This is a genomic window from Nocardioides terrae (genome assembly GCF_900112345.1).
GTDB classification, from domain to species: Bacteria; Actinomycetota; Actinomycetes; order Propionibacteriales; family Nocardioidaceae; genus Nocardioides; species Nocardioides terrae.
On the sequence record NZ_FOLB01000003.1, the window covers coordinates 51458 to 71856 of the forward strand.

The window sequence follows — 20399 nt, forward strand, 5'->3', positions numbered from 1 at the left end:
ACCGTGGGCGCGTGCACGTAGTGATCATGGGGTGCGGCCGGGTCGGCTCGACGCTCGCGAGGAGTCTCGAGGACCGCAACCACACGGTCGCCGTCATCGACAGTGAGCCGGACGCGTTCCGCCGCCTGGGCCCCGGCTTCAACGGGGACAAGATCACCGGGATCGGCTTCGACCAGGAGGTCCTGGACAAGGCCGGCATCCGCCGCGCCGACGCCTTCGCCGCCGTCTCGAGCGGCGACAACTCCAACATCATCGCCGCGCGGGTCGCCCGGGAGACCTTCGGCATCCAACAGGTCGTCGCCCGCATCTACGACCCCGGCCGCGCCGAGGTCTACCAGCGCCTCGGCATCACCACCGTCGCCACGGTGAAGTGGACGGCCGACCAGGTGCTGCGGCGGCTGCTGCCGGCCGGGGCCGAGCCCGACTACCGCGACCCCTCGGGCACGATCCGGCTCGACCAGCTCCCCGTCACGCCCGCCTGGATCGGCCACCGCACGGTCGAGCTCCAGGAGGACTCGCGGTGCCGGATCGCCTGGATCGACCGGCTCGGCGAGGGCGTGCTGCCGACGAGGGACAGCGTCATCCAGGAGGGCGACCTCCTGCACGTCGTGATGCGCGAGGAGAACGCGCAGCACGCCTACCAGGTCTTCGCCCGCGGCCCCCAGGAGCACTGACATGAGAGTCGCCATCGCCGGAGCCGGCGCTGTGGGCCGTTCGATCGCCCGCGAGCTCATCGCCAACGGCCACGAGATCCTGCTCATCGACAAGGACCCCGGCTCGATCAAGCCTGAGCGCGTCCCCGACGCGGAATGGCTGCTGGCCGACTCCTGCGAGCTCTCCTCCCTGGAGGAGGCCCGCCTGGACCGGTGCGACGTGGTCATCGCGGCCACCGGCGACGACAAGGTCAACCTGGTCACCTCGCTGCTCGCGAAGACCGAGTTCGGCGTGCCGCGCACGGTGGGCCGGGTCAACCACCCCAACAACGAGTGGCTCTTCACCGAGGCGTGGGGCGTCGACGTCAACGTCTCGACCCCGCGGATCATGTCGGCCCTGGTCGAGGAGGCCGTCACGGTCGGCGACCTGGTCCGGCTCTTCACGTTCCGTCAGGGCAACGCCAACCTGGTCGAGCTCACCCTCCCCGCCAGCAGCCCGTTCGTCGGCAAGCCGGCCGGCCTGATCCCGTTCCCCGAGAACTGCGCGCTCGTCACGATCCTGCGCGACGGGATGGTCTACACGCCCGACCCCGAGCAGCCCGTCGAGGCCGGTGACGAGCTGATGTTCGTCGTGCCCTCCGAGAACGAGGACGAGCTCCAGCGGGTGCTCGCGCCGAGGTCGCACGGCGGTTGAGCCGCACGTCCTCGGCTCGGCTGAGCACTGGGCTCAGGCGGCGTCGGGTTCCTGCTCGATCGGCGTGCCGTTGCGGGCGAGCAGCCAGACCATCGCGCCCCAGGACGCGATCCGCAGCGGCCAGCCGAGGCCGAGCCGGAGCGTGGCGATGACGGCGACGGCGGTGTCCGTGTCGATGGTGCCGGAGTGGCCGAGGAGGTAGACCGGGCCCTGCAGCAGGACGCCGATGGCGCCGGGCGCGAGGAAGAGCCAGGTCAGCCGGGAGCAGAGCCGCACGATCTGCGGGTCGCCGTGCCAGGCGGTCGGGTCACCGGCCACCGAGCCGACCATGAAACCGATGAACGGCCAGCCGACCAGGCACGACGTCACCATCAGGACGGTGTAGACGCCGCTCCAGATGATGCCCGGCAGGAAGTAGGCGAGCGCCTGCTCGGCCTCGGTGCCCCCGGTGCTGGCCGCGAACCGGACGAAGGCCCAGCCGATGGCGATGCCGACGATCGCGTTGACGACGTACTGCACCGTGGAGCGCTGGACCAGCCGCACCGCCAGCGCGACGCCCGCGACCGCGGCCGCGGAGATCAGCGCGAGCCGGAGGTCCTTCGTGGTGAGCCAGAGGAGCGTGAAGATGAGGCCGGGTACGCCGGCCTCGACCATGCCGCGCCGGCCGCCGAGCGACTGCGCCATCTGACGGCGTACGACGGCCTCGACCGTCTCGACGGAGGGGGCGTGCTCGGGCTCGGTCACGGGACTCGCTGCATGGTGGGCCTCGCTCACGGGATCAGCTCGTAGCGCGGGTTGTAGAGCGTCCGCACGCCGTCGTGCAGCCCGATCCGGCCTTGCACCTGCAGGGACCGGCCGGGGCTGATGCCGGCGATGTGGCGGCGGCCGAGCCAGACCAGCGTCAGCATCGCGCTGCCGTCGAAGAGCTCGGCCTCCAGCGCGGGGACGCCGCCGCGGGGACGGAGGGTGACCGTGCGCAACGTGCCGCGCAGCCGGACCATCTCGCGGTCGGGGGCGTCGGCGATGCAGACCACGTCCTTCGCGCCGTAGGCGGTCCGCAGGTCACGGGCCTCCTGGTCCGCGGTGTCGGCCCAGTGGCTGATCCTCTCGCGCAGGCGACCCATCACTGCACCCGCTGCGCCTGTGGCGGCAGCGTGAGCGGCAGGGCCTCACCGACGGGCATCGCGCCCTCGCCGCGGCGGACGACGACGTCGGTGAGCCCGTCCTCCCACGGTTGGGCGTACTCCTCGTCGACGGCGGGGCGGCCGAGCAGGGTGGCGCGCAGCAGCCAGCGCGGTCCGTTGATGCCGATGATCCGGGAGACCTGGGTGCCGGACTGGCCGTCGGCGAGCTGGACGCCCAGCTGGCACAGCAGCTCCGGGCCCCACCGGCCCTCGCGCTCGGCGACCTGGCCGCCGCGGGCCTGCACGTCGGCGGCGAGCTGGGGGCGCACCTCCGACCAGAGGTCCCCGTTGCGAGGAGCGGCGAACGCGCGCAGCTCCAGGGCGCCCTCGTCACTGGTCAGCAGGGCGGCCTGGACCGCGCCGGACGCCTCGTCCACCTGCAGCCGCAGCTCGCGGCCGGGGAACGGCGCCAGCGCGATCGAGCCGAGGTCGACACGCTCGAGGGCCGCGAGCTCCTCGGGCAGCTCGTCGGCGTCCCACGGGCCGGCCGGCTCGGGGTCCTCGCCCGGGAGGCCGGAGGCGCCGGAGGTGTCAGCCCCCTCGAGGAGGTCGGCGGCGTCGTCGGCGACGCTCGCAGGATCGGCGGACTTGCGGCGGAACTTCACCTGGACTCTTCCCTCATGACTTCGCGGGCCCGGTGCTGCCGAACCCTCCGGTAGAACCGTAACCCCCGGCGCCTCGCACCGACTCCGGCAGGACGTCGACCTCGACGAACGCCGCCCGCTCGACCCGCTGGATGACCAGCTGCGCGATCCGGTCGCCGCGGGCCAGCTCGATCGGCTCGTGCAGGTCGTGGTTGATGAGCAGCACCTTGATCTCGCCGCGGTAGCCCGCGTCGACGGTCCCGGGCGTGTTCACGATCGACAGCCCGTGGCGGGCGGCGAGCCCCGAGCGGGGGTGCACCAGGGCGGCGTACCCCTCGGGCAGCGCGATCGCGACGCCGGTCGGGACCAGCGCCCGCTCCCCCGGCGCGAGGTGCACGTCCACGGCCGTCACGAGGTCGGCGCCCGCGTCACCGGGATGGGCGTACGCCGGCGGAGGCAGATCGGAGTCGAGCCGGTGCAGCGCCACCTCGAGCGTCGGGTCGGCGGTCGGGACCGTCGCGGTGGGGTCGGAGATTGGATCAGGCACGCGCGGGACCCTATCGTCAGGTCCGGACGCCCTGATGAAAAACTCTTCCCTCGTGACCGCCTCCGCTCCCGACAGCACCGGGCCGATGCCCGCCTACCGGGAGCGTCTGTCCGTGCCCCTGCGCTGGTGGGTGCAGGGAGTGATGTTCGTGGCGACCCTGTGGCTCGCCCTGATCGTGGCGATGCCGGCCCCCTGGGCCTGGGCGACGATCGCTGCCGTGCTCGCCCTGATGGCGCTCGCGTTCGTCGCCTACGGGTCGGCGCACATCGAGGTCGGCCACGACAGCCACGGCGGCCACCTGCGTGCCGGGCGGGCGCGGATCGAGGCGGCCCACCTCGGGCGGGCCGAGGCGCTCGACCCCGAGGCGGCCCGTCGCGCGGCCGGCGCGCAGGCCGACGCCCGCGCCTACCTGCTGCTGCGGCCCTACCTCTCCCGTGCGGTCCGGGTGCAGATCTCCGACCCGCGCGACCCGACGCCCTACTGGCTGCTCGCCACCCGCCACCCCGAGAGCCTGGCCGCCGCGCTGACGCAGCTCCGGGCAGGACACGCCGCCGACTAGACCGCCTACTAAGGTGGGTCCATGGCGAAGAACAAGGGCTCGAAGGGCTCCAAGACGTGGACGATCTTCTCCACGGTGGCGGCGCTCGGCGCGGCGGCGCTAGCGCGCAAGGCGCTCGACAAGGGCTGGCAGGTCTCCACGCGCCGCAGGCCGCCGGAGAACCCGGCGGACCCGGACGTGCAGCTGTGGGAGGCGGTCGCCTGGTCGGCCGCCACCGGGGCCGCTGTCGCCATCGCCCGGATGTTCGCCCAGCGCCGGGCCGCCAACTACTACGTCAAGTCGGCCGGTCACCTGCCGCCGCAGCTCGCGAAGGACTGACACCCGAGGGGTCAATCCTGCGGCGTCGAGGAGTCACTCCAGACGCAACGAGGGGTCAACCGGGGGCACGGGTAGTGCCCCGAGTTGACCCCTCGGTGCGTGGGGATTGACCCCTCGATGCGTGAGGATCGACCCCTCGATGCGGAGGGGTTGACTCCTCGGATCAGGCGCAGTCCTTGCAGATCATCCGCTTCTCGTCAGCCAGCTGGCTGCGGTGGTGGACGAGGAAGCAGCTCATGCAGGTGAACTCGTCATCCTGCTTGGGCTTGACCTCGACCGCGAGCTCCTCGTGCGACAGATCCGCACCGGGGAGCTCGAATGACTCGGCCGCCTCGGCCTCGTCCTCGTCGACCTTGCCGGAGTTCTTGTCGTGACGGCGCGCCTTGAGCTCTTCGATGCTCTCCTCGGACTGCTCCTCATCGGTCTTCCGCGGAGCGTCGTAGTCCGTTGCCATGCGTCACCATCCCCTTCGTTGCATGCCCGCCCTCGTACCGCACCCGAGTCGGTACGTCGGGGCGAGATTGTGCACCATGCCGCACCCAAACCGCACACCGGTTCGGCAGTGCGTGGCATGAACGTCAGGTGACGGGTGGCTATTCCCGGCCGTACCCCGCTTCGAGAACCGCATTCCGCAGCTCTGCGAAGCCGTGCTCCGGAGCCGCGATCACGAGCTGCCGATCGGCGATCCCGGGGAGCACCTCGACCATCGCGCCGGCCCCCTCCGCAACGAGCGCGCCGGCCGCGAAGTCCCACAGGTTGACGCCGACCTCGAAGTACCCGTCGGCCTGTCCGTCGGCCAGGTGGCACAGCTCCAGCGCGCACGACCCGTGCCGGCGGATGTCGCGGACCTGCGGGAGCAGCCGCACCAGGCACTGCGCCTGCTGCTCGCGCACCGCCGCGTCGTAGCTGAACCCGGTGATGACGAGCCGCTGCGCCAGCGGTGCCGGAGGCCGTACGCCGACCGGCGCACCGTCCTTGCGGGAGACGACCCCGTCCTCGGTGCGATGCGCGGTGTACTCCACGCCGGTCGCGACGTTGAGCACGATCCCGGCCACGACGCTCCGTCCGGCCGGCCCGTCGACCTCGGCCGCGATCGAGATCGCGTACTCCGGCAGGCCGTAGAGGAAGTTCACCGTGCCGTCGATCGGGTCGACGATCCAGCGCACACCCGTCGTACTCGTCGCGTCGTCGTGGAGGCCGCCCTCCTCGCCGAGGATCGCGTCGTCGGGCCGCTCGGCCAGGATCGTCGCTCGGATCAGCTCCTCGGAGTCGCGGTCGGTCTGGGTGACCACGTCGACCTCGCTGGACTTGGTCGCGGCGACGGTGATCTCCGCAGCCGCCCGCTCGCGGACCAGCGCGGCGGCGCTGCGGGCGGCGCGGACCGCCACGTCGAGCAGCTCGGCGCTCATCACGACACCTCCCCGCACAGCGCCGGCCGCGACCCGTCGCGCAGGTTGGGGCAGCACCCGACCGGACAGCGGTCCCACAGCGGGCCGATCGACCCGACGGCCGCTCGGGCGACCTCCTCGCCACGCTCGACGGCCGCCCGCTCCAGCAGCAGGTCGCGGACCGTGGCGACGAACCGGGCGTCGTCGCCCGGGGTGGCCGCACGCCGGGCCGCCAGCCCGAGCCGTTCGCAGGTCGCCAGCGCCTCGGTGTCGAGGTCGTAGACGACCTCCATGTGGTCGCTGACGAAGCCGACCGGGACCAGCACGACCGCGCGGGTCCCCGCCGCGGCGAGCTCCTCGAGCCGGTCGTTGACGTCGGGCTCGAGCCAGGGCACCTGCGGGGAGCCGGAGCGCGAGCAGAACACCAGCTCGTGCTCGTGCTGCACACCCGTCTCGGCCGCCACCCGCTCGGCGACGACGGCAGCGACGTCGAGGTGCTGCGCGCGATAGGCGCCGCCGCCCGCGGAGGGCGGACCGGAGGAGTCGTTCATCGCGGTCGGGATCGAGTGGGTGACGAAGACCAGCCGGGCCTCGGCACGCACGTCCTCGGGCAGGTCGTGGAGCGCGGCCAGCACCGCGTCGGCGACCGGCTCGGTGAAGCCGGGGTGGTTGTAGTAGTGGCGCAGCTTGTCGACGACGAAGGGCTCCGGCGCACCCGGCGCGGCGCTCACCGCGTCGTAGAGGTTCTCGCGGTACTGCCGGCACGAGGAGTAGGACGAGTAGGCGCTGGTCGTGAAGACGGCGGCCCGGGTGACGCCGTCGGCCTCCATCTGAGCGACGGTGTCGGCGAGGTAGGGGGCCCAGTTGCGGTTGCCCCAGTAGACCGGGATGTCGACGCCGTGCTCGGTCAGGTCGGCGCGGAGCGCGTCGAGGAACGACCGGTTCTGGTCGTTGATCGGCGAGCGGCCCCCGAAGAGGAAGTAGTGCTGCCCGACCTCCTCGAGCCGCTCGCGCGAGATGCCGCGACCGCGGGTGACGTTCTCGAGGAACGGCACCACGTCCTCCGGCTTCTCGGGACCACCGAAGGAGACAAGCAGCAGCGCGTCGTACGGACGGACATCCATGCCGACAGCCTATTTGCCCGCCAAGTCAGCGGTGTCGGGGGCCCGCGCCGGTCTCCGCGGCTAGGGTTCGGCGCCATGCAGTGGCAGAACTGGTCAGGGCTCGAGTCGGTCATGCCCACCCGCGTGCTGACGCCGCGCAGCGCCGACGACGTCGTGGCGGCGGTCACCGAGGCGCGGGACGCCGGCGGCCGGGTCAAGATGGTCGGCACCGGGCACAGCTTCACGGGCGTCGCCGCCCCTCCGGGGACGATGCTCTCCCCCACCGCGCTCACCGGGATCACGGCGGTCGCCCGCCAGGCGGACGGGTCCGGGACGGTCACGGCGTACGCCGGCACGCAGCTCAAGCACCTCAACGCGGCCCTCGAGCACCTCGGTCTGAGCCTGCACAACATGGGCGACATCGCCGAGCAGACGCTGGCCGGGGCGATCTCGACCGGCACCCACGGCACCGGCGGAAGGGTCGCCGGCCTGTCCGCCCAGGTCGTCGGGCTCACGCTGGTGACCGGCACGGGCGAGCTGATCTCCGCCACCGCCGAGGAGAACCCCGACGTCCTCGAGCTGGCCCGGCTCGGTCTCGGTGCCCTCGGCGTCCTGGTGACGATCACCTTCCGGGTCGAGCCGCTCTTCGGTCTCGAGGCGGTGGAGCAGCCGATGTCGTGGGACGAGTTCCACGCCTCGTTCGACGACCTGACCGCGTCCGCCGACCACGTGGACGCCTACTGGTTCCCGCACACCGACCGGCTGAGCACCAAGCGCAACACCCGGGTCCCGCTCGACGGGCTGCGGCCGCTCCCCCGCTGGAGGGCGTGGCTCGACGACGACCTCCTGCAGAACACCGTCTTCGGCGCGATGTGCGTCGCGACCAACCACGCGCCGGCGGTCATCCCGCCCATGAACCGGATGAACGCCAGGGTGATGGCCGCCCGCACCTACTCCGACACCGCGCACCGCGTCTTCACGACCGAGCGCCGCGTCGTCTTCCGCGAGATGGAGTACGCCGTCCCGCGCCCGGACGGGCTCGAGGTGCTGAGCGAGTGCCGCCGGGTCCTGGAGGCCTCCGACCTGCGGATCTCCTTCCCGGTCGAGCTGCGGGTCGCGCCCGCCGACGACGTGCCGCTGTCGACGGCCTACCGCCGGGACTCGTTCTACCTCGCGTTCCACACCCACCGCGGCATGCCGCATGAGGCCTACTTCGCGCTGCTCGAGCCGGTCCTGCGCGCGGCGGCCGGGCGACCGCACTGGGGCAAGCTGCACACCCGGACGCGGGCCGACCTCGAGCCGGCGTACGAGCGGTTCGGCGACTTCCTGGCGATGCGCGACCGACTCGACCCGGACCGCTTGTTCGCCAATCCCTACCTGGAGCGGGTGCTCGGCGCCTGATCGCTCGGCGCGCCGCGTGGCGCGGCCGGATCGGGGTGCGCGCTGTCGTAAGGTGGCCGCACCCGACGAGCAAGAGACGAAGAGGATGTCCGCCGAAGAGCTGCCCCACCTGATGACACCGGTCCCCGACCAGGGCCCGGCACCCGAGCCATCGGGTCGTCCTCGGCAGCTCACTCCTGTCACGGTGACCCGCGACGGAGCGAGGCTGATCCTCGTCGACCAGGACGGCAACGAGTTCGCCATCGCCGTGGACGACAGTCTCCGCACGGCCCTTCCGACACCCCCGGCAGCGGCCGACCAGCCTCGGCGATCGGAGAAGACGCCCATGACAGCCCCCACCCTGCGCCCCCGCGACATCCAGACGCGGATCCGCTCCGGCGAGAGCCCGGAGTCGGTCGCCGACGCCGCCGGCACGACGGTCGAGAAGATCATGCCGTTCGCGGCGCCGGTCATCGCCGAGCGCGAGCACATCGCCGAGCGCGCACTGAAGGCCTCCGTACGCCGCCGGCCCGCCGAGACCACCGCCGCCTCGGCCTCCGCCCGCACCCTCGGGTCCGCCGTGGCCGCCCACCTGAGCAACCTCGACGTCCTCGCGGACACCGTCGAGTGGGACGCCTGGCGCCGCACCGACGGTCGCTGGTCGCTGGTCGCGATCTACGAGACGCCGAGCCGCTCCGGCACCGCCGAGCTGACCTTCGACCCGCCGGGCAACTTCGTCTCCCTGGACAACGACGACGCGCGCTGGCTCGTCGGCGACCTCGTGGTGCCTGAGCCCGAGCCCGTCCGTGACGACCTGGCCCAGGTTCGCGAGCGCCGGCTCGCGCCCGTCCCGAAGGCCACCGCGGTCATCGACGACGTGCTGCCGATCGACGAGCCGCTCGAGGCGTTCCTGCCCGAGGCGCCGACGACCACCGGGGCCGAGACGCCCGTGGCCGAGCCCGTCATCGAGCCGACCGTCGAGGCCGAGCCTGAGCGGCGCCCGGAGCGACGGCCCGAGCAGGAGGCGCCGGCCGCCGAGGCGAGCCCGGAGCCGGCCCCGGCGCCCGAGCAGCCCGCCCGACGTACGCCGGCCAAGAAGCGTGGCCGCGCCTCGGTCCCGTCGTGGGACGAGATCATGTTCGGCGGCGGCGGTTCCTGAGCCGCTGCACCACCCGATCGCCGGCCTGACAGAATGACCGCCCGTGGCTGAACTGCGCTTCTACACAGGTCCGATGGACTCCGGCAAGAGCACCCTCGCCCTGCAGACCAACCACAACCACGCGGCTCGCGGGCGCGTCGGCCGCATCTTCACCGCGCACGACCGCGCCGGCGCCGCGGTCGTCTCGAGCCGGCTCGGGCTCACCCACGGCGCCGTCGAGGTCGATCCCGAGTTCGACTTCTGGCGCTACACCGTGGAGGCGCTGACCCACGGCGCTCGGATCGACTACTTCATCTGCGACGAGGCCCAGTTCTACACCGCCGAGCAGGTCGAGGCGCTCGCCAAGATCGTCGACGAGCTGCAGATCGACGTCTTCTGCTTCGGGATCCTCACCGACTTCCGGACCCGGCTCTTCGAGGGGTCGGCACGCCTGGTCGAGCTCGCCGACTCCACCCAGTGGCTCCAGGTGGAGACGCTGTGCTGGTGCGGCAAGCGGGCGACCCACAACGCACGCGTCGAGGACGGGATCATGGTCACCGAGGGCGAGGTCATCGTCGTCGGCGACACCGACGACCAGACGCCCGAGGCCCAGCGTCCCGGCGTGGTGACCTATGAGGTGCTCTGCCGCCAGCACCACCGCCGCCAGCTCACCGCCGCCCGCGCCCAGGCGGTCTCGCTCTCCGCCGAGCCGCTGCCGTTCGCCTGAGCCGCGCCGACGCTCACCCGAGGTCGTCGCGCCAGTCCTCCCACTGACGGCGCAGGACCGTCGGGAGCTCGCCCGCGCAGGCCTCGTCGAGCATCGCGAGCTGCGCCGGGGTGAGTGCGAACGGCGGCCGGGCACGGCCGACGACCTGCGCGAACCCCTGACCGCGAGCCGCCCACCCAGGCGCCTCGCGAAGGTAGCGCTCGACATAGGGCGCCAGCAGGTCGCCCGGGCCGGCCGCCCACAGCCCGCGGAAGGTGGCGTCGAAGATGCGGTTGCCGACGTCGGCGACAGCGGCCACCCGCCATGCTGCCGACTTGGCCTCGGCAGTAGGGCGCGCGGCGAGCGCGGCGGCGACGCCGATGTCGGCCTCCAGCCCGGGCGAAAGCCGACGCTCGGCCTCGATCCCGTCGGCGTCGACGGCCCCCAGCTCGGCCAGCCGCTGCACGGCGCGCCAGCGGAGCGCCGGCGTCATCGGCTGGCCCGCGACCTCGTCGGCGTCCAGCCAGCCGAGCAGCAGGTCGGCGTCCATCGAGCCGACCACGACGCCGCGGGCGAAGGCGGCCGCGACGTCCGGCGCCGGCGCGGCGGCCAGGCCCGCGGCACAGGCCTCCGCCACCCGCTCGACGAGCCCGGCGACGTCGCCCGCTCCGGCTCGCAGGAGGACGAGCCGGAGGGAGTGCTCGACGATCGCCGTGACCACCGTCGGGTCCGGCTCGACGGGCAGGTGCCGCTCCACCAGGTCGACGAGTCCGTCGACCGGGAGCGCGCGGGTGCCCACCTCGTCGAGGACCATCGTCCACAGCACCGCGCGGGCGACCACGTCCCCGATCCCGGACAGGCCCGCGGCCACTGCGGCGCGGGACCGGCCGTCGAGCACGATCCGGGCGAAGGTCTCCCCCGCCGCGTTGGGCACGATCACCCGTCCGGCGAGTTGCGGCAGCGGGATCGGCTCGTCGGCGACGTCGACCAGCAGCCGGGCGACCTCGGTGAGGTCGTCGTCGTACGCCGTCACCGTGACACGGTGCGGACGGCTGCCGTCGCGGTGGAGCACCGGGACGCCGTCGACACGCTCGACGCGGAGCGTGTCGAAGCCGCTGCGGCGCAGCCAGAGGTCGACCCACGCTCTGACGTCCCGGTCGGTCGCGTCCGCGAGCGCGTCGACGAGGTCGGCGAGGCTGGCGTTGGCGAACCGGTGCCGGGTGAGGTGGTCGTTGACGCCGCGCAGGAACGCCTCGTCGCCGAGCCAGGTCGCGAGCTGGCGCAGGACCGAGTTGCCCTTGGCGTAGGAGATCGCGTCGAAGATCGTGGCGGCGCTGTCGACGTCCGGCACGTCCTCGGTCGCGGGGGCGACAGGATGGGTGGAGCGGCGCTCGTCGGCGAGGTACGCCGCCGGCTTCTGCATGATCTCGTGCGTGACCTGCGCGCCCGGGAACCCAGCGGCCCCGGCCGCGACCCGGTAGCCCATGTAGTCGGCGAAGGACTCCTGCAGCCAGGTGTCCTCCCACCAGGTCATCGTCATCGAGTCGCCGAACCACATGTGCGCCATCTCGTGGGCGATGATCGAGGCGCGGAGCACGCGGGTCTCGGCCGGCACCCGTCCGCGCGGGAGGAGCTCGTCGCGGAAGAGGACGCAGCCGGGCATCTCCTGGGCGCCCCAGTTCAGGCCCGGGACGAGGACCTGGTCGTAGGAGTCGAACGGGTAGGGCTCGTCGAACAGCCCGGCGTAGTGGTCGAAGCAGCGCTCGGTGACGGAGCGGAGCTCGGCGGCGTCGCGGTCCAGCTCGACGCCGAGGGAGGCGCGCGCGTGCCACCCGAACGGCAGCCCGGCATGCTGCCACCGCACCGACCGCCACGGCCCGGCGGCGACCGTGAAGAGGGCCGGCGGGATCGGCGGCGTGGCCTCGAACGTCCACCGGCCGTCCCCGTTCGCGGCCCCGTCGGCGACGGCACGGCCGTTGGCGAGCACCGTCCAGCGCGGGTCGGCGGCGACCGAGGTGGTGATCGGCGCCTTGAGGTCGTTCTGGTCGAAGCAGGCGTAGACCCGCTGCGCGATGTCGAGCCCGAGGTAGGCGCCGAGGTAGGTCTCCCCGTCGGCGGCGTCCACCGCGCGGTGCATGCCCTCGCCGTCGGTCGTGTAGGGCAGCCGGGCGTCCACGACGACCTCGTGGAGCGCCTCGGAGGGGTCGAGGCGCAGCTGGATCCGGTGGCCGTCGTACGCCGGCTCGACGAGCGAGCCGTCGACGTGGACGGTCAGCTCGCGGGCCGAGGTCAACTCGAGGAACGTGCTCTCGGTCGTTGATCGGAACCGGGTGACCGTGCGCGAGCCGAAGGTCGGGCCGTCGGCGTCGGTCAGGTCGAGCTCGACCTCGTAGGACACCTCGGAGATCTGCTGCGCCCGCGCGCGGGCCTCGATGAGCGTGAGAGACGGCACCCCTCGGACCCTAGGGCACCGGCCCAGCGCCCAGGGCCGGTCAGTCGACGAGCAGCGGGATGAGCATCTCGTCGGGGGTGAGCGACCCGTGCAGGCCGACCAGCATCGCCTCGTAGGGGAACCCGGCCGACGAGATCACCGCGAAGTCACCGTGCGCGGCGACGACGACGTCGCCCAGCCGCGGCAGCACCGCCGGCGAGACCGGGCCGAACCAGCCCCGGCCGATCGCCTCCTCGCGGGTCAGCACCGTCGCCCGGTCGCCGAGCACCTGGCGCCAGGTCGCGGCGACGTCGTCCACCGCACCGCCGCGGCAGTAGAGGTGCCGGAAACGGGCCTCGCCGCCGAGCAGGGCCAGGCCGTCGCGCAGTGACGAGGTCTCCGGGTGCTCGTCGACGTCGAGCCGGGACTCGGTCGGCGAGTCGATCATGCCGTGGTCGGCGATGACGAGCAGCCTCACCGACGGCGGCAGCGCCTCACGCAGCTGCTCGGCCTCGGCGTCGATCATGGACAGCTGCTGCAGCCACTGGCTCGACGCGATGCCGTAGCGGTGCCCGGTCCAGTCCAGGTCGCCGTCGTAGAGGTAGGTGAGCGAGCAGCGCTCGGAGGATGCCAGGACGGCGCCCGCGATGCGCTCGCCGACCCGGTCGGCGCCGATCCAGTCGGCGCCGCGCTGGGACGCCTCGGTCAGGCCGCTGCCCTGGAACTCGCGCTTGTTGACGACCGTCACGGTGACGCCGAGGCGCCGCATCGCCTGGAAGGCCGTCTGGTTGGGCTGCCACTCGTGCGGGTCGACGTCCTTGTTCCACTGCAGCGCGTTGAGCAGGTGGTCGGTCCCCGGGATGCGGCTGGTGTAGCCCACGATGCCGTGCCCGCCGGGCGTGAGCGCGGTGCCGAGCGAGGTGAGGCTCGTCGCCGTCGTGGACGGGACGCCGGCGGTGCCGGGCCGGCCGTCCAGCAGCGAGGAGAGGTACGGCGCCGCGTGGGCGTAGCGCTCGAGCAGCCGCGCGCCCATCCCGTCGACCAGGAAGACCACGTAGGAGGCGGCGTCGGGCAGCGTCAGGCCGGTCGGACCGGCCGGGGTGGCTCCGATGGCGACGCCGATGGCCGGCACGACGTCGCCGAGCGAGCGGACGCCGTACGCAGGCGCGACGAAGCCGTTCGGCTGTGCGGCGTTCACGCGGAGTGCGTTCGCGCCGAGAGCGCCTCGGCGAAGGCGAGCAGGCTGTTGACCGCGTCGGAGCCGTCCGCGGCGGCGGAGACCCGGAGCGAGAAGTCGTCGGAGGAGAGCACGCCGGTGTAGCCGTGGTCGGCGTCGCACTGCGGGTCCGAGCAGCCGGCCGGCTCGAGGTCGACGCGGGAGACGCCGCCCCAGCCGATCGTCATGACCGCCTCGGCCGCGGCGGCCGGGCCGCTGCTGGGGTTGGCGACCATGCGGGTGACGACGACCGACTTCACGGCGCTGAGCCGGACCGCCTCGGTCGAGGTCGAGGTGTAGGGCTCGGGCAGCAGGTCGTCACCGGGGTGCTCGTCGGTGTGCGCGAGGATCAGCCGGCTCGGGGTCAGCACCACGACGGAGAGGTGGCGACGCACCTCGTCGTGGTCGAAGGTCGGCTCGTGGTGGACGAAGAACGACGCGACGTGCTCCCCCGCCACCGCCGAGAGGACTCCGTCGGCGACGACCTCCGGGTAGTAGCCGGTGCGATCGATCGCCTCGCGGAGCTCGATGGCGCGGTCGTCGGTGCGGGTGCTGCTCATGGGGGTCAGTCTGTCACGCAGGATCAGTTCGGGAGGGTGTCGCCCGGAAGCGTGGCCATCCGGCGGACGAACCAGTCCGAGCGGGGGTCGACGACCGGCTCCACCCGGCCGGCCGCGGTCAGCACCGTCGCACCGTCCGGACCGGCCAGGACCAGGTCGAGGGTGAGCGCGCTGATCTGGGGCAGGTCGTTCTGCAGCTGCGCGACGCGCCGGATGAGGCGCTCGACCTCCTCGACGTCGACCACGTCGGCCCCGCGGTAGCCGAACAGCATCGGCGCCGCCTTCACCTCACGGACCATCGCGGCGGCGTCGCGGCGGCTCAGCGGCGGGATGCGATAGCTGCGGTCGCCGAGGAGCTCGCTCATCGGCCCGCCGAGCCCGAAGGAGACCACCGGCCCGAAGAGCGGGTCCTCGATGCTGCGGATGATCATCGGCACGCCCGGTCGGGCCACCTTCTGGACCACGAAGCCGGCCGCGTCCACGTCACCCACGAAGGCGGTCAGAGAGGCCCAGGCCTCCTCCATCTCGTGGTCGTCGTTGATGTTGCGCCACACGTGCGCCATGTCGGGACGCTCGCGCACGTGGTCGGCGGTCGCCTTGAGGACGACGTCCCACTCCAGCGCCCGGCCGGCCTCCCGGGCCTCCTCGAGGCTTGTCACGGGGAGGGTCGGCCAGAGGATGACGCCGTAGCTGGCGAGCAGGTCGACCAGCTCGTCGCGCTCGAGCTCGCCGCCGGCCGGGCGCTTGGACAGCACCGTGGTGACCAGCCGCTTCGCCCGGTCGATGTCGACCTCGGCGGCGTCGTCGGCCGGCCCGTCGGGGGTGCGCAGCCAGACGGCGTACTCCACCACGCGGGCAAGGGCACGCACGGCGCTCTCGACCGAGGAGTACGACGGCACCGAGCCGCGGCCGGCCGTCGACCCGGCGACGTCGGGGACCCGGAGCAGCTCGGGGACGCCCTCGGCGCCCAGGAAGGATGAGACGAGCGGCTTGTCCGACTGCTCGCCGACGGCGGCGAGCACGTTGGCGACGTCCTCGCCACTGACCGACAGCGGCGGGATGTAGACGGCCACGACCGCGTCGACCTCGGGGTCGTCGATCGCGTTGTCGAGGGCGTCCTCGAAGTCCTCGGCGGTCGGCTCGGCCGGCAGCGGGATCTGCCGGTTGACGACGAGCCCGGAGCCGGCGGCGGCGTCGGCGGCGAGCAGGCCGAGCGCGTCGGAGTTGCCGACGATCGCCACGCGGCGCCCGCGCGGCAGGGGCTGGTGGGCCAGCAGCTGGGCGACGTCGAACATGTCCTCGAGGGTGTCGACCTGGATGACGCCGGCCTGGCGGAACATCGCGTCCACGGCCTGCGGCGGAGCGGCGATCTTGCGCACGGCGTGCCCCATGGGGACGCCCTGCGTCGTACGCCCGCTACGGACGGCCACGATCGGCTTGCGCAGCGAGACGCGGCGCGCGATCCGGGAGAACTTGCGGGGGTTCCCGAGCGACTCGAGATACATCATCACGACCTCGGTCGACTCGTCCTCCTCCCAGTACTGCAGCAGGTCGTTGCCGGAGACGTCGGCGCGGTTGCCGGCGGAGACGAAGGTCGACAGGCCGAGGCCGCGGTTCTGGACCTTCTCCAGGATCGCGCTGCCGAGCGCGCCGGACTGGCAGAAGAACCCGGCGCGGCCGCGCGGCGGCATCACCTGCGAGAGCGAGGCGTTGATCTTGACGGTCGGGTCGGTGTTGATGATGCCGAGCGCGTTGGGGCCGATCAGCCGGAGCCCGTAGGAGCGCGAGAGACCGACCAGCCGGCGCTGCCGCTGCCGGCCCTCCTCACCGGTCTCGGCGAAGCCGCTGGAGATGACGACGAGGCCGTGCACGCCCTTGGCGGCACAGTCGAGGACGACGTCCTGAACGGCCTCGGCCGGGACGGCGACGATGGCCACGTCGACGTCGCCATCGATGTCCTGCACCGACTTGTAGGCCGGCATGCCGGAGACGGCCGAGGAGTTCGGGTTGACGACGTAGACCCGGCCGGTGAAGTCGGCGTTGACCATGTTGCGCACCAGCACCTGGCCGACCGTCTCCTGGCGCCGCGAGGCGCCGATGATGGCGACCGAGCGGGGGTTGAGGAAGCGGCTGATCGAGTTGGCCTCGGCCTCGTGCTCGCGGTTGAGCATGATCCCGATCGCGGTCGGGGTCGGGTCGATCGGGAACTCGAGGTGGATGACGCCGTCCTCGTAGCCGCTCGCCACGTGGTAGCCGGCGTCGCGGAAGACCTGGATCATCCGCGCGTTGTCGGGCAGCACCTCGGCGACGAACTTCTCGATCCCGCGCTCGCGACCGGCCTGGGCGAGGTGCTCGAGGAGGATCTGCCCGATCCCCCGGCCCTGTTGCTCGTCGCTGACGAGGAAGGCGACCTCGGCCTCGCCGGGCGCGGTGACGTCGTAGCGCCCGATCGCGATCATCCGCTCGCGCAGCATCAGCACGAACGCCACCCGCGTCACGTAGTCGACGTGGGTGAACCGCTCGACGTCGCGCTGGGACAGGTGCGGCATCGGCGAGAAGAACCGGTAGTACTTCGAGGTGTCGGAGACCCGGTTGTCGTAGAAGTCGACGAGCAGCTCCTCGTCGGCCGGCCGGACCGGCCTGATGTGCGCCGTCCGACCGTCGCGGAGCAGGACGTCGGCCTCCCAGTGGGAGGGGTAGGCGGGGGCGTCGGCCTGGGTCACACCCGAAATCTATCGGGCGCCGATCAGCGCGCGACGCGGTAGCGCAGGTGCAGCACCCGATCACCTCGTACGACGTCGTCGGGGTCCTCCAGCAGGACCTGCCCGTCGACCTCGCCGAAGAACCGCTTCCCCCGGCCGAAGACGACGGGCACGACGTCCATGGCGACCTCGTCGACCAGCCCGGCGGCGAGCGCCCGGCCGCCCATGACGCCGGCGGTGACGGCGACGACCCGGTCGCCTGCGCGACGCTTCGCCTCCGCTATCGCCTCCTCGACATCGTCGTAGAACGGGACGTCGGCCTCCGGGTGCCAGCCGGCGGGCTTGGGTCGGTGGGAGACGACGAGCAGGTGCTCCCCGGCGGGCGGCTTCGCCTCCCAGCCGTTGGTGAGGTCGAAGAGTCGCCGGCCCATCACCGTGGCGCCGATCGAGTCCCACATCGGCCGCGTGTAGGCCAGCGACGCCGCCGACAACTTCATGTTCATGGAGCCCAGGTCCTGGTCGCCGTTGAAGTACCAGTCGAACAACGGCCCGACGTCGTCGTGGTCGTCGGCGATGAAGCCGTCGACAGACATCACCGCGTGCATGATCACCTTCGCCATCGCCGATCCTTCCTCAACTCTTCGGTTGAGGACGACGATGCTCCGTTGTTCCGACATTGTCAACCATGTGGTTGAGGACGGGTGCGGCGGCGTGGCGGTCGCCGGACCGTCGGTGCCCGCAGGGACAATGCCTCCCATGGCACGACGCAACACCCCCGAGCTCCCCGCTGACGACTTCGAGGAGCACATCCTCGACACCGACATCAAGCAGGAGATGGAGTCGTCGTTCCTCGAGTACGCCTACTCCGTCATCTACTCCCGGGCGCTCCCCGACGCGCGCGACGGCCTCAAGCCGGTGCAGCGGCGGATCCTCTACATGATGAACGACATGCGGCTGCTGCCCGACCGCGGCCACGTGAAGTCCTCGCGCATCGTCGGCGAGGTCATGGGTCGCGTCCACCCGCACGGCGACAGCGCCATCTACGAGGCCCTCGTCCGGCTGGCCCAGTCCTGGTCCATGCGGCTCCCGATGGTCGACGGCCATGGGAACTTCGGTAGCCCGGACGACTCCGCGGCAGCGATGCGGTACACCGAAGCCCGGATGGCCCCCGCCGCTGTCGCGATGACGGCCAGCATCGACGAGAACACCGTCGACTTCCGGCCCAACTACGACTCCCGCGAGTTCGAGCCGAGCGTGCTGCCGGCCGCGATCCCCAACCTGGTCGTCAACGGCGCCACGGGCATCGCCGTCGGCATGGCCACCAACATGGCGCCGCACAACCTCGTCGAGGTCGTCTCGGCGCTGCGCGAGCTGATCCGCAACCCCGCGATGACCGTCGAGGACCTGATGCGCTTCGTGCCGGGCCCCGACCTCCCCACGGGCGGCACCATCGTCGGCCTCGACGGCATCCGCGACGCCTACGCCACCGGCCGCGGCAGCTTCAAGATCCGCGCCACCGCCCGCGTCGAGCCGGTCGGCCGCCGCAAGGGCATCGTCGTCACCGAGCTGCCCTACGGCGTCGGCATCGAGAAGGTCATGGAGCGCATCAAGACGCTCGTCCAGACCAAGAAGCTGCAGGGCATCAGCGACCTCAAGGACCTCACCGACATGGCCAACGGCACCCGCCTGGTCATCGAGGTCAAGAACGGCTTCGTGCCCGAGGCGCTGCTCGAGCAGCTCTACAGGCAGACGCCGATGGAGGACTCCTTCGGCATCAACAACGTCTGCCTCGTCGACGGGCAGCCGCGCACCCTCGGTCTCAAGGAGCTGCTCGAGGTCTTCCTCGCGCACCGCTACGACGTCGTACGCCGGCGCAGCCAGTTCCGTCGCGACAAGGCCGCCGCCCGGCTGCACCTCGTCGAGGGCCTCCTCATCGCGATCCTCGACATCGACGAGGTCATCCAGCTGATCCGGTCGAGCGACAACGCCGGTGAGGCCAAGCAGCGGCTGATCCAGGTCTTCGACCTCTCCGAGGCGCAGGCGGAGTACATCCTCGACATGGCGCTGCGCCGGCTGACGCGGTTCTCCCGGATCGAGCTCGAGAAGGAGCAGGAGGAGCTGCAGCGCACGATCGACGCGCTCGATGCGATCCTCGCCGACGAGAAGCTGCTTCGCGGCGTCGTCTCCGACGAGCTGGGCGACATGGCCAAGACCTACGGCACCCCACGCCGGACCGTGCTGCTGGCCAGCGCCGGCACGGCGGCGATCGAGGCGCAGCGGATGTCCGTCGAGGTCGCCGACGAGCCGTGCTTCGCGCTGCTGTCCTCGACCGGTCTCCTCGCGCGCACCTCCGACGCCGACCCCATCACCACGGGCGAGGGTCGGGCCAACCACGACGTCGTCACCTCGGCGGTGCCCACCAGCGCACGTGGGGAGATCGGCGTGGTCACCTCCCGCGGCCGGCTGCTCCGGTTGGGCGTGCTCGACCTGCCGGCCCTGCCGCCGACCCACGTCGACCCCAACCTGCAGGGTGGCGTACCCCTGTCGGCGCTGCTCACCCTCGAGCCCGGCGAGCGCGCCCTCGCGCTCACCACCCTGGCCACCGACGGCCCCGGCCTCGCGCTGGGCACCCGGCTCGGCGTGGTCAAGCGGGTCAACCCCGAGGTGCTCAACCGCGACGAGTGGGAGGTCGTCAACCTCGCCGACGGCGATGAGGTCGTGGGCGCCGTCCAGCTCACGACCGGGTCCGAGACGCTCTGCTTCATCACCTCCGACGCCCAGCTGCTGCACTTCGGTGCCGACTCGGTGCGGCCGCAGGGCCGCAACGCCGGCGGCATGGCCGGGGTCCGGATCGCGCCCGGCGCGAAGGTCGCTTTCTTCGGCGCCATCCCCGCCGGCGCCGACGCCGTGGTGGTGACCGCCTCCGGCTCCTCGACGGCCCTGCCCGGCACCGAGCCGGGGTCGGTGAAGGTGACGCCGTTCGCCGAGTACCCCGCCAAGGGCCGTGCCACCGGCGGCGTGCGCTGCCACCGCTTCCTCAAGGGCGAGGACACCATGGTGTTCGCCTGGGCCGGGCCGGCCCCCGCACGGGCCGCCGCCGCGAGCGGCGCCCCCATCCAGCTGCCCGCGGCCGACGGCCGCCGTGACGGCTCCGGCGTCCCGGCGCCGCAGCCGATCGACGCCTGCTCGGGCCCGGCCGGAATGCTGGTGGGCACCTCGCCTGTGGAAGGCTGACG

20 protein-coding genes are annotated in these 20399 nt (G+C 72.4%); 8 read left to right on the forward strand and 12 right to left on the reverse strand.

The features are described from left to right. The first annotated feature begins 11 nt into the window (after window positions 1-11). On the forward strand, window positions 12-674 hold the full coding sequence (locus BM236_RS05020) for a potassium channel family protein (protein ID WP_091120966.1): 663 nt from the start codon (window positions 12-14) through the stop codon (window positions 672-674). Window position 675: 1 nt separating this feature from the next. Beyond that, window positions 676-1347 (forward strand): potassium channel family protein, encoded by a 672-nt coding sequence (locus BM236_RS05025; RefSeq protein ID WP_091120968.1) that lies wholly within the window; start codon window positions 676-678, stop codon window positions 1345-1347. A 33-nt stretch (window positions 1348-1380) separates the two neighbouring features. Here BM236_RS05025 and BM236_RS05030 read toward each other — a convergent pair whose 3' ends face one another. From BM236_RS05030 to dut, 4 genes are read right to left on the reverse strand one after another with little or no spacing between them, the layout of a single operon-like run. Next, a complete protein-coding gene (locus BM236_RS05030) occupies window positions 1381-2091 on the reverse strand; it encodes a DUF3159 domain-containing protein (protein WP_245750145.1) in 711 nt (236 codons plus the stop codon). 26 nt (window positions 2092-2117) lie between these two features. Beyond that, the gene (locus BM236_RS05035) at window positions 2118-2471 is read right to left on the reverse strand and encodes an OB-fold nucleic acid binding domain-containing protein (RefSeq protein ID WP_091120970.1); all 354 of its coding nucleotides are present in this window, start codon (window positions 2469-2471) and stop codon (window positions 2118-2120) included. Further along, window positions 2471-3136: a DUF3710 domain-containing protein gene (locus BM236_RS05040; protein WP_091120972.1), complete on the reverse strand. Its 666-nt coding sequence runs from the start codon at window positions 3134-3136 to the stop codon at window positions 2471-2473. Before BM236_RS05040 ends, BM236_RS05035 begins: the two co-directional genes overlap by 1 nt. 13 nt (window positions 3137-3149) lie before the next feature. Beyond that, on the reverse strand, window positions 3150-3602 hold the full coding sequence (gene dut, locus BM236_RS05045) for a dUTP diphosphatase (protein WP_245750175.1): 453 nt from the start codon (window positions 3600-3602) through the stop codon (window positions 3150-3152). Window positions 3603-3714: 112 nt separating this feature from the next. Between dut and BM236_RS05050 the strand changes: the two genes are divergently transcribed. Together BM236_RS05050 and BM236_RS05055 are read left to right on the forward strand one after the other, a co-directional pair. Then, window positions 3715-4221 carry a DUF3093 domain-containing protein gene (locus BM236_RS05050; RefSeq protein WP_245750146.1) on the forward strand — a complete coding sequence of 169 codons (507 nt, stop codon included), beginning with the start codon at window positions 3715-3717 and terminating at the stop codon, window positions 4219-4221. A 21-nt stretch (window positions 4222-4242) separates the two neighbouring features. Continuing rightward, entirely contained in the window at window positions 4243-4539 is a 297-nt protein-coding gene (locus tag BM236_RS05055; protein ID WP_091120974.1) for a DUF4235 domain-containing protein, read from the forward strand. 163 nt (window positions 4540-4702) lie between these two features. Here BM236_RS05055 and BM236_RS05060 read toward each other — a convergent pair whose 3' ends face one another. From BM236_RS05060 to BM236_RS05070, 3 genes are all read right to left on the reverse strand, one after another. Continuing rightward, window positions 4703-4993: a DUF4193 domain-containing protein gene (locus tag BM236_RS05060; protein ID WP_091120975.1), complete on the reverse strand. Its 291-nt coding sequence runs from the start codon at window positions 4991-4993 to the stop codon at window positions 4703-4705. A gap of 139 nt (window positions 4994-5132) precedes the next feature. Next, on the reverse strand, window positions 5133-5948 hold the full coding sequence (locus BM236_RS05065; RefSeq protein ID WP_091120976.1) for an inositol monophosphatase family protein: 816 nt from the start codon (window positions 5946-5948) through the stop codon (window positions 5133-5135). Further along, window positions 5948-7051, reverse strand: coding sequence for a ferrochelatase (locus tag BM236_RS05070; protein ID WP_091120977.1), 1104 nt, complete (start codon window positions 7049-7051; stop codon window positions 5948-5950). Before BM236_RS05070 ends, BM236_RS05065 begins: the two co-directional genes overlap by 1 nt. Window positions 7052-7126: 75 nt before the next feature. Here BM236_RS05070 and BM236_RS05075 point away from each other — a divergent pair, with 75 nt between their 5' ends. The 3 genes from BM236_RS05075 (at window position 7127) to BM236_RS05085 (ending at window position 10275) form a co-directional block, all read left to right on the forward strand. Continuing rightward, window positions 7127-8431 carry a D-arabinono-1,4-lactone oxidase gene (locus tag BM236_RS05075; protein ID WP_091120983.1) on the forward strand — a complete coding sequence of 435 codons (1305 nt, stop codon included), beginning with the start codon at window positions 7127-7129 and terminating at the stop codon, window positions 8429-8431. A gap of 112 nt (window positions 8432-8543) precedes the next feature. Next, window positions 8544-9569: a septation protein SepH gene (gene sepH / locus BM236_RS05080; RefSeq protein WP_245750176.1), complete on the forward strand. Its 1026-nt coding sequence runs from the start codon at window positions 8544-8546 to the stop codon at window positions 9567-9569. 43 nt (window positions 9570-9612) lie between these two features. Then, window positions 9613-10275, forward strand: coding sequence for a thymidine kinase (locus BM236_RS05085; protein ID WP_091120988.1), 663 nt, complete (start codon window positions 9613-9615; stop codon window positions 10273-10275). A gap of 13 nt (window positions 10276-10288) precedes the next feature. On the opposite strand, the gene pepN is transcribed toward BM236_RS05085, so the two are convergent. From pepN to BM236_RS05110, 5 genes are read right to left on the reverse strand one after another with little or no spacing between them, the layout of a single operon-like run. Further along, window positions 10289-12706, reverse strand: coding sequence for an aminopeptidase N (pepN, locus tag BM236_RS05090; RefSeq protein WP_091120990.1), 2418 nt, complete (start codon window positions 12704-12706; stop codon window positions 10289-10291). Between the two features lie 40 nt (window positions 12707-12746). Then, window positions 12747-13883 carry an alkaline phosphatase family protein gene (locus tag BM236_RS05095; RefSeq protein WP_091120992.1) on the reverse strand — a complete coding sequence of 379 codons (1137 nt, stop codon included), beginning with the start codon at window positions 13881-13883 and terminating at the stop codon, window positions 12747-12749. Continuing rightward, window positions 13880-14461 carry a DUF5998 family protein gene (locus tag BM236_RS05100; RefSeq protein WP_091120995.1) on the reverse strand — a complete coding sequence of 194 codons (582 nt, stop codon included), beginning with the start codon at window positions 14459-14461 and terminating at the stop codon, window positions 13880-13882. Before BM236_RS05100 ends, BM236_RS05095 begins: the two co-directional genes overlap by 4 nt. Window positions 14462-14484: 23 nt before the next feature. Beyond that, the gene (locus BM236_RS05105; RefSeq protein ID WP_091120998.1) at window positions 14485-17184 is read right to left on the reverse strand and encodes a bifunctional acetate--CoA ligase family protein/GNAT family N-acetyltransferase; all 2700 of its coding nucleotides are present in this window, start codon (window positions 17182-17184) and stop codon (window positions 14485-14487) included. 23 nt (window positions 17185-17207) lie between these two features. Then, complete coding sequence (locus BM236_RS05110) at window positions 17208-17783, reverse strand: dihydrofolate reductase family protein (protein WP_091120999.1); 576 nt, start codon at window positions 17781-17783, stop codon at window positions 17208-17210. Window positions 17784-17919: 136 nt separating this feature from the next. On the opposite strand from BM236_RS05110, the gene BM236_RS05115 reads away from it, so the two are divergent. Next, window positions 17920-20397 (forward strand): DNA gyrase/topoisomerase IV subunit A, encoded by a 2478-nt coding sequence (locus BM236_RS05115; RefSeq protein WP_091121002.1) that lies wholly within the window; start codon window positions 17920-17922, stop codon window positions 20395-20397. Window positions 20398-20399: the final 2 nt, after the last annotated feature.

Bases quoted from the DNA above. Each gene is read 5' to 3' on its own strand.
- BM236_RS05025 (WP_091120968.1), top strand. From the start codon at position 676: ATGAGAGTCGCCATCGCCGGAGCCGGCGCTGTGGGCCGTTCGATCGCC.
- BM236_RS05035 (WP_091120970.1), bottom strand. From the start codon at position 2,471: ATGGGTCGCCTGCGCGAGAGGATCAGCCACTGGGCCGACACCGCGGAC.
- BM236_RS05055 (WP_091120974.1), top strand. From the start codon at position 4,243: ATGGCGAAGAACAAGGGCTCGAAGGGCTCCAAGACGTGGACGATCTTC.
- BM236_RS05060 (WP_091120975.1), bottom strand. From the start codon at position 4,993: ATGGCAACGGACTACGACGCTCCGCGGAAGACCGATGAGGAGCAGTCC.
- BM236_RS05065 (WP_091120976.1), bottom strand. From the start codon at position 5,948: ATGAGCGCCGAGCTGCTCGACGTGGCGGTCCGCGCCGCCCGCAGCGCC.
- BM236_RS05070 (WP_091120977.1), bottom strand. From the start codon at position 7,051: ATGGATGTCCGTCCGTACGACGCGCTGCTGCTTGTCTCCTTCGGTGGT.
- BM236_RS05075 (WP_091120983.1), top strand. From the start codon at position 7,127: ATGCAGTGGCAGAACTGGTCAGGGCTCGAGTCGGTCATGCCCACCCGC.
- sepH (WP_245750176.1), top strand. From the start codon at position 8,544: ATGACACCGGTCCCCGACCAGGGCCCGGCACCCGAGCCATCGGGTCGT.
- BM236_RS05100 (WP_091120995.1), bottom strand. From the start codon at position 14,461: ATGAGCAGCACCCGCACCGACGACCGCGCCATCGAGCTCCGCGAGGCG.
- BM236_RS05110 (WP_091120999.1), bottom strand. From the start codon at position 17,783: ATGGCGAAGGTGATCATGCACGCGGTGATGTCTGTCGACGGCTTCATC.
- BM236_RS05115 (WP_091121002.1), top strand. From the start codon at position 17,920: ATGGCACGACGCAACACCCCCGAGCTCCCCGCTGACGACTTCGAGGAG.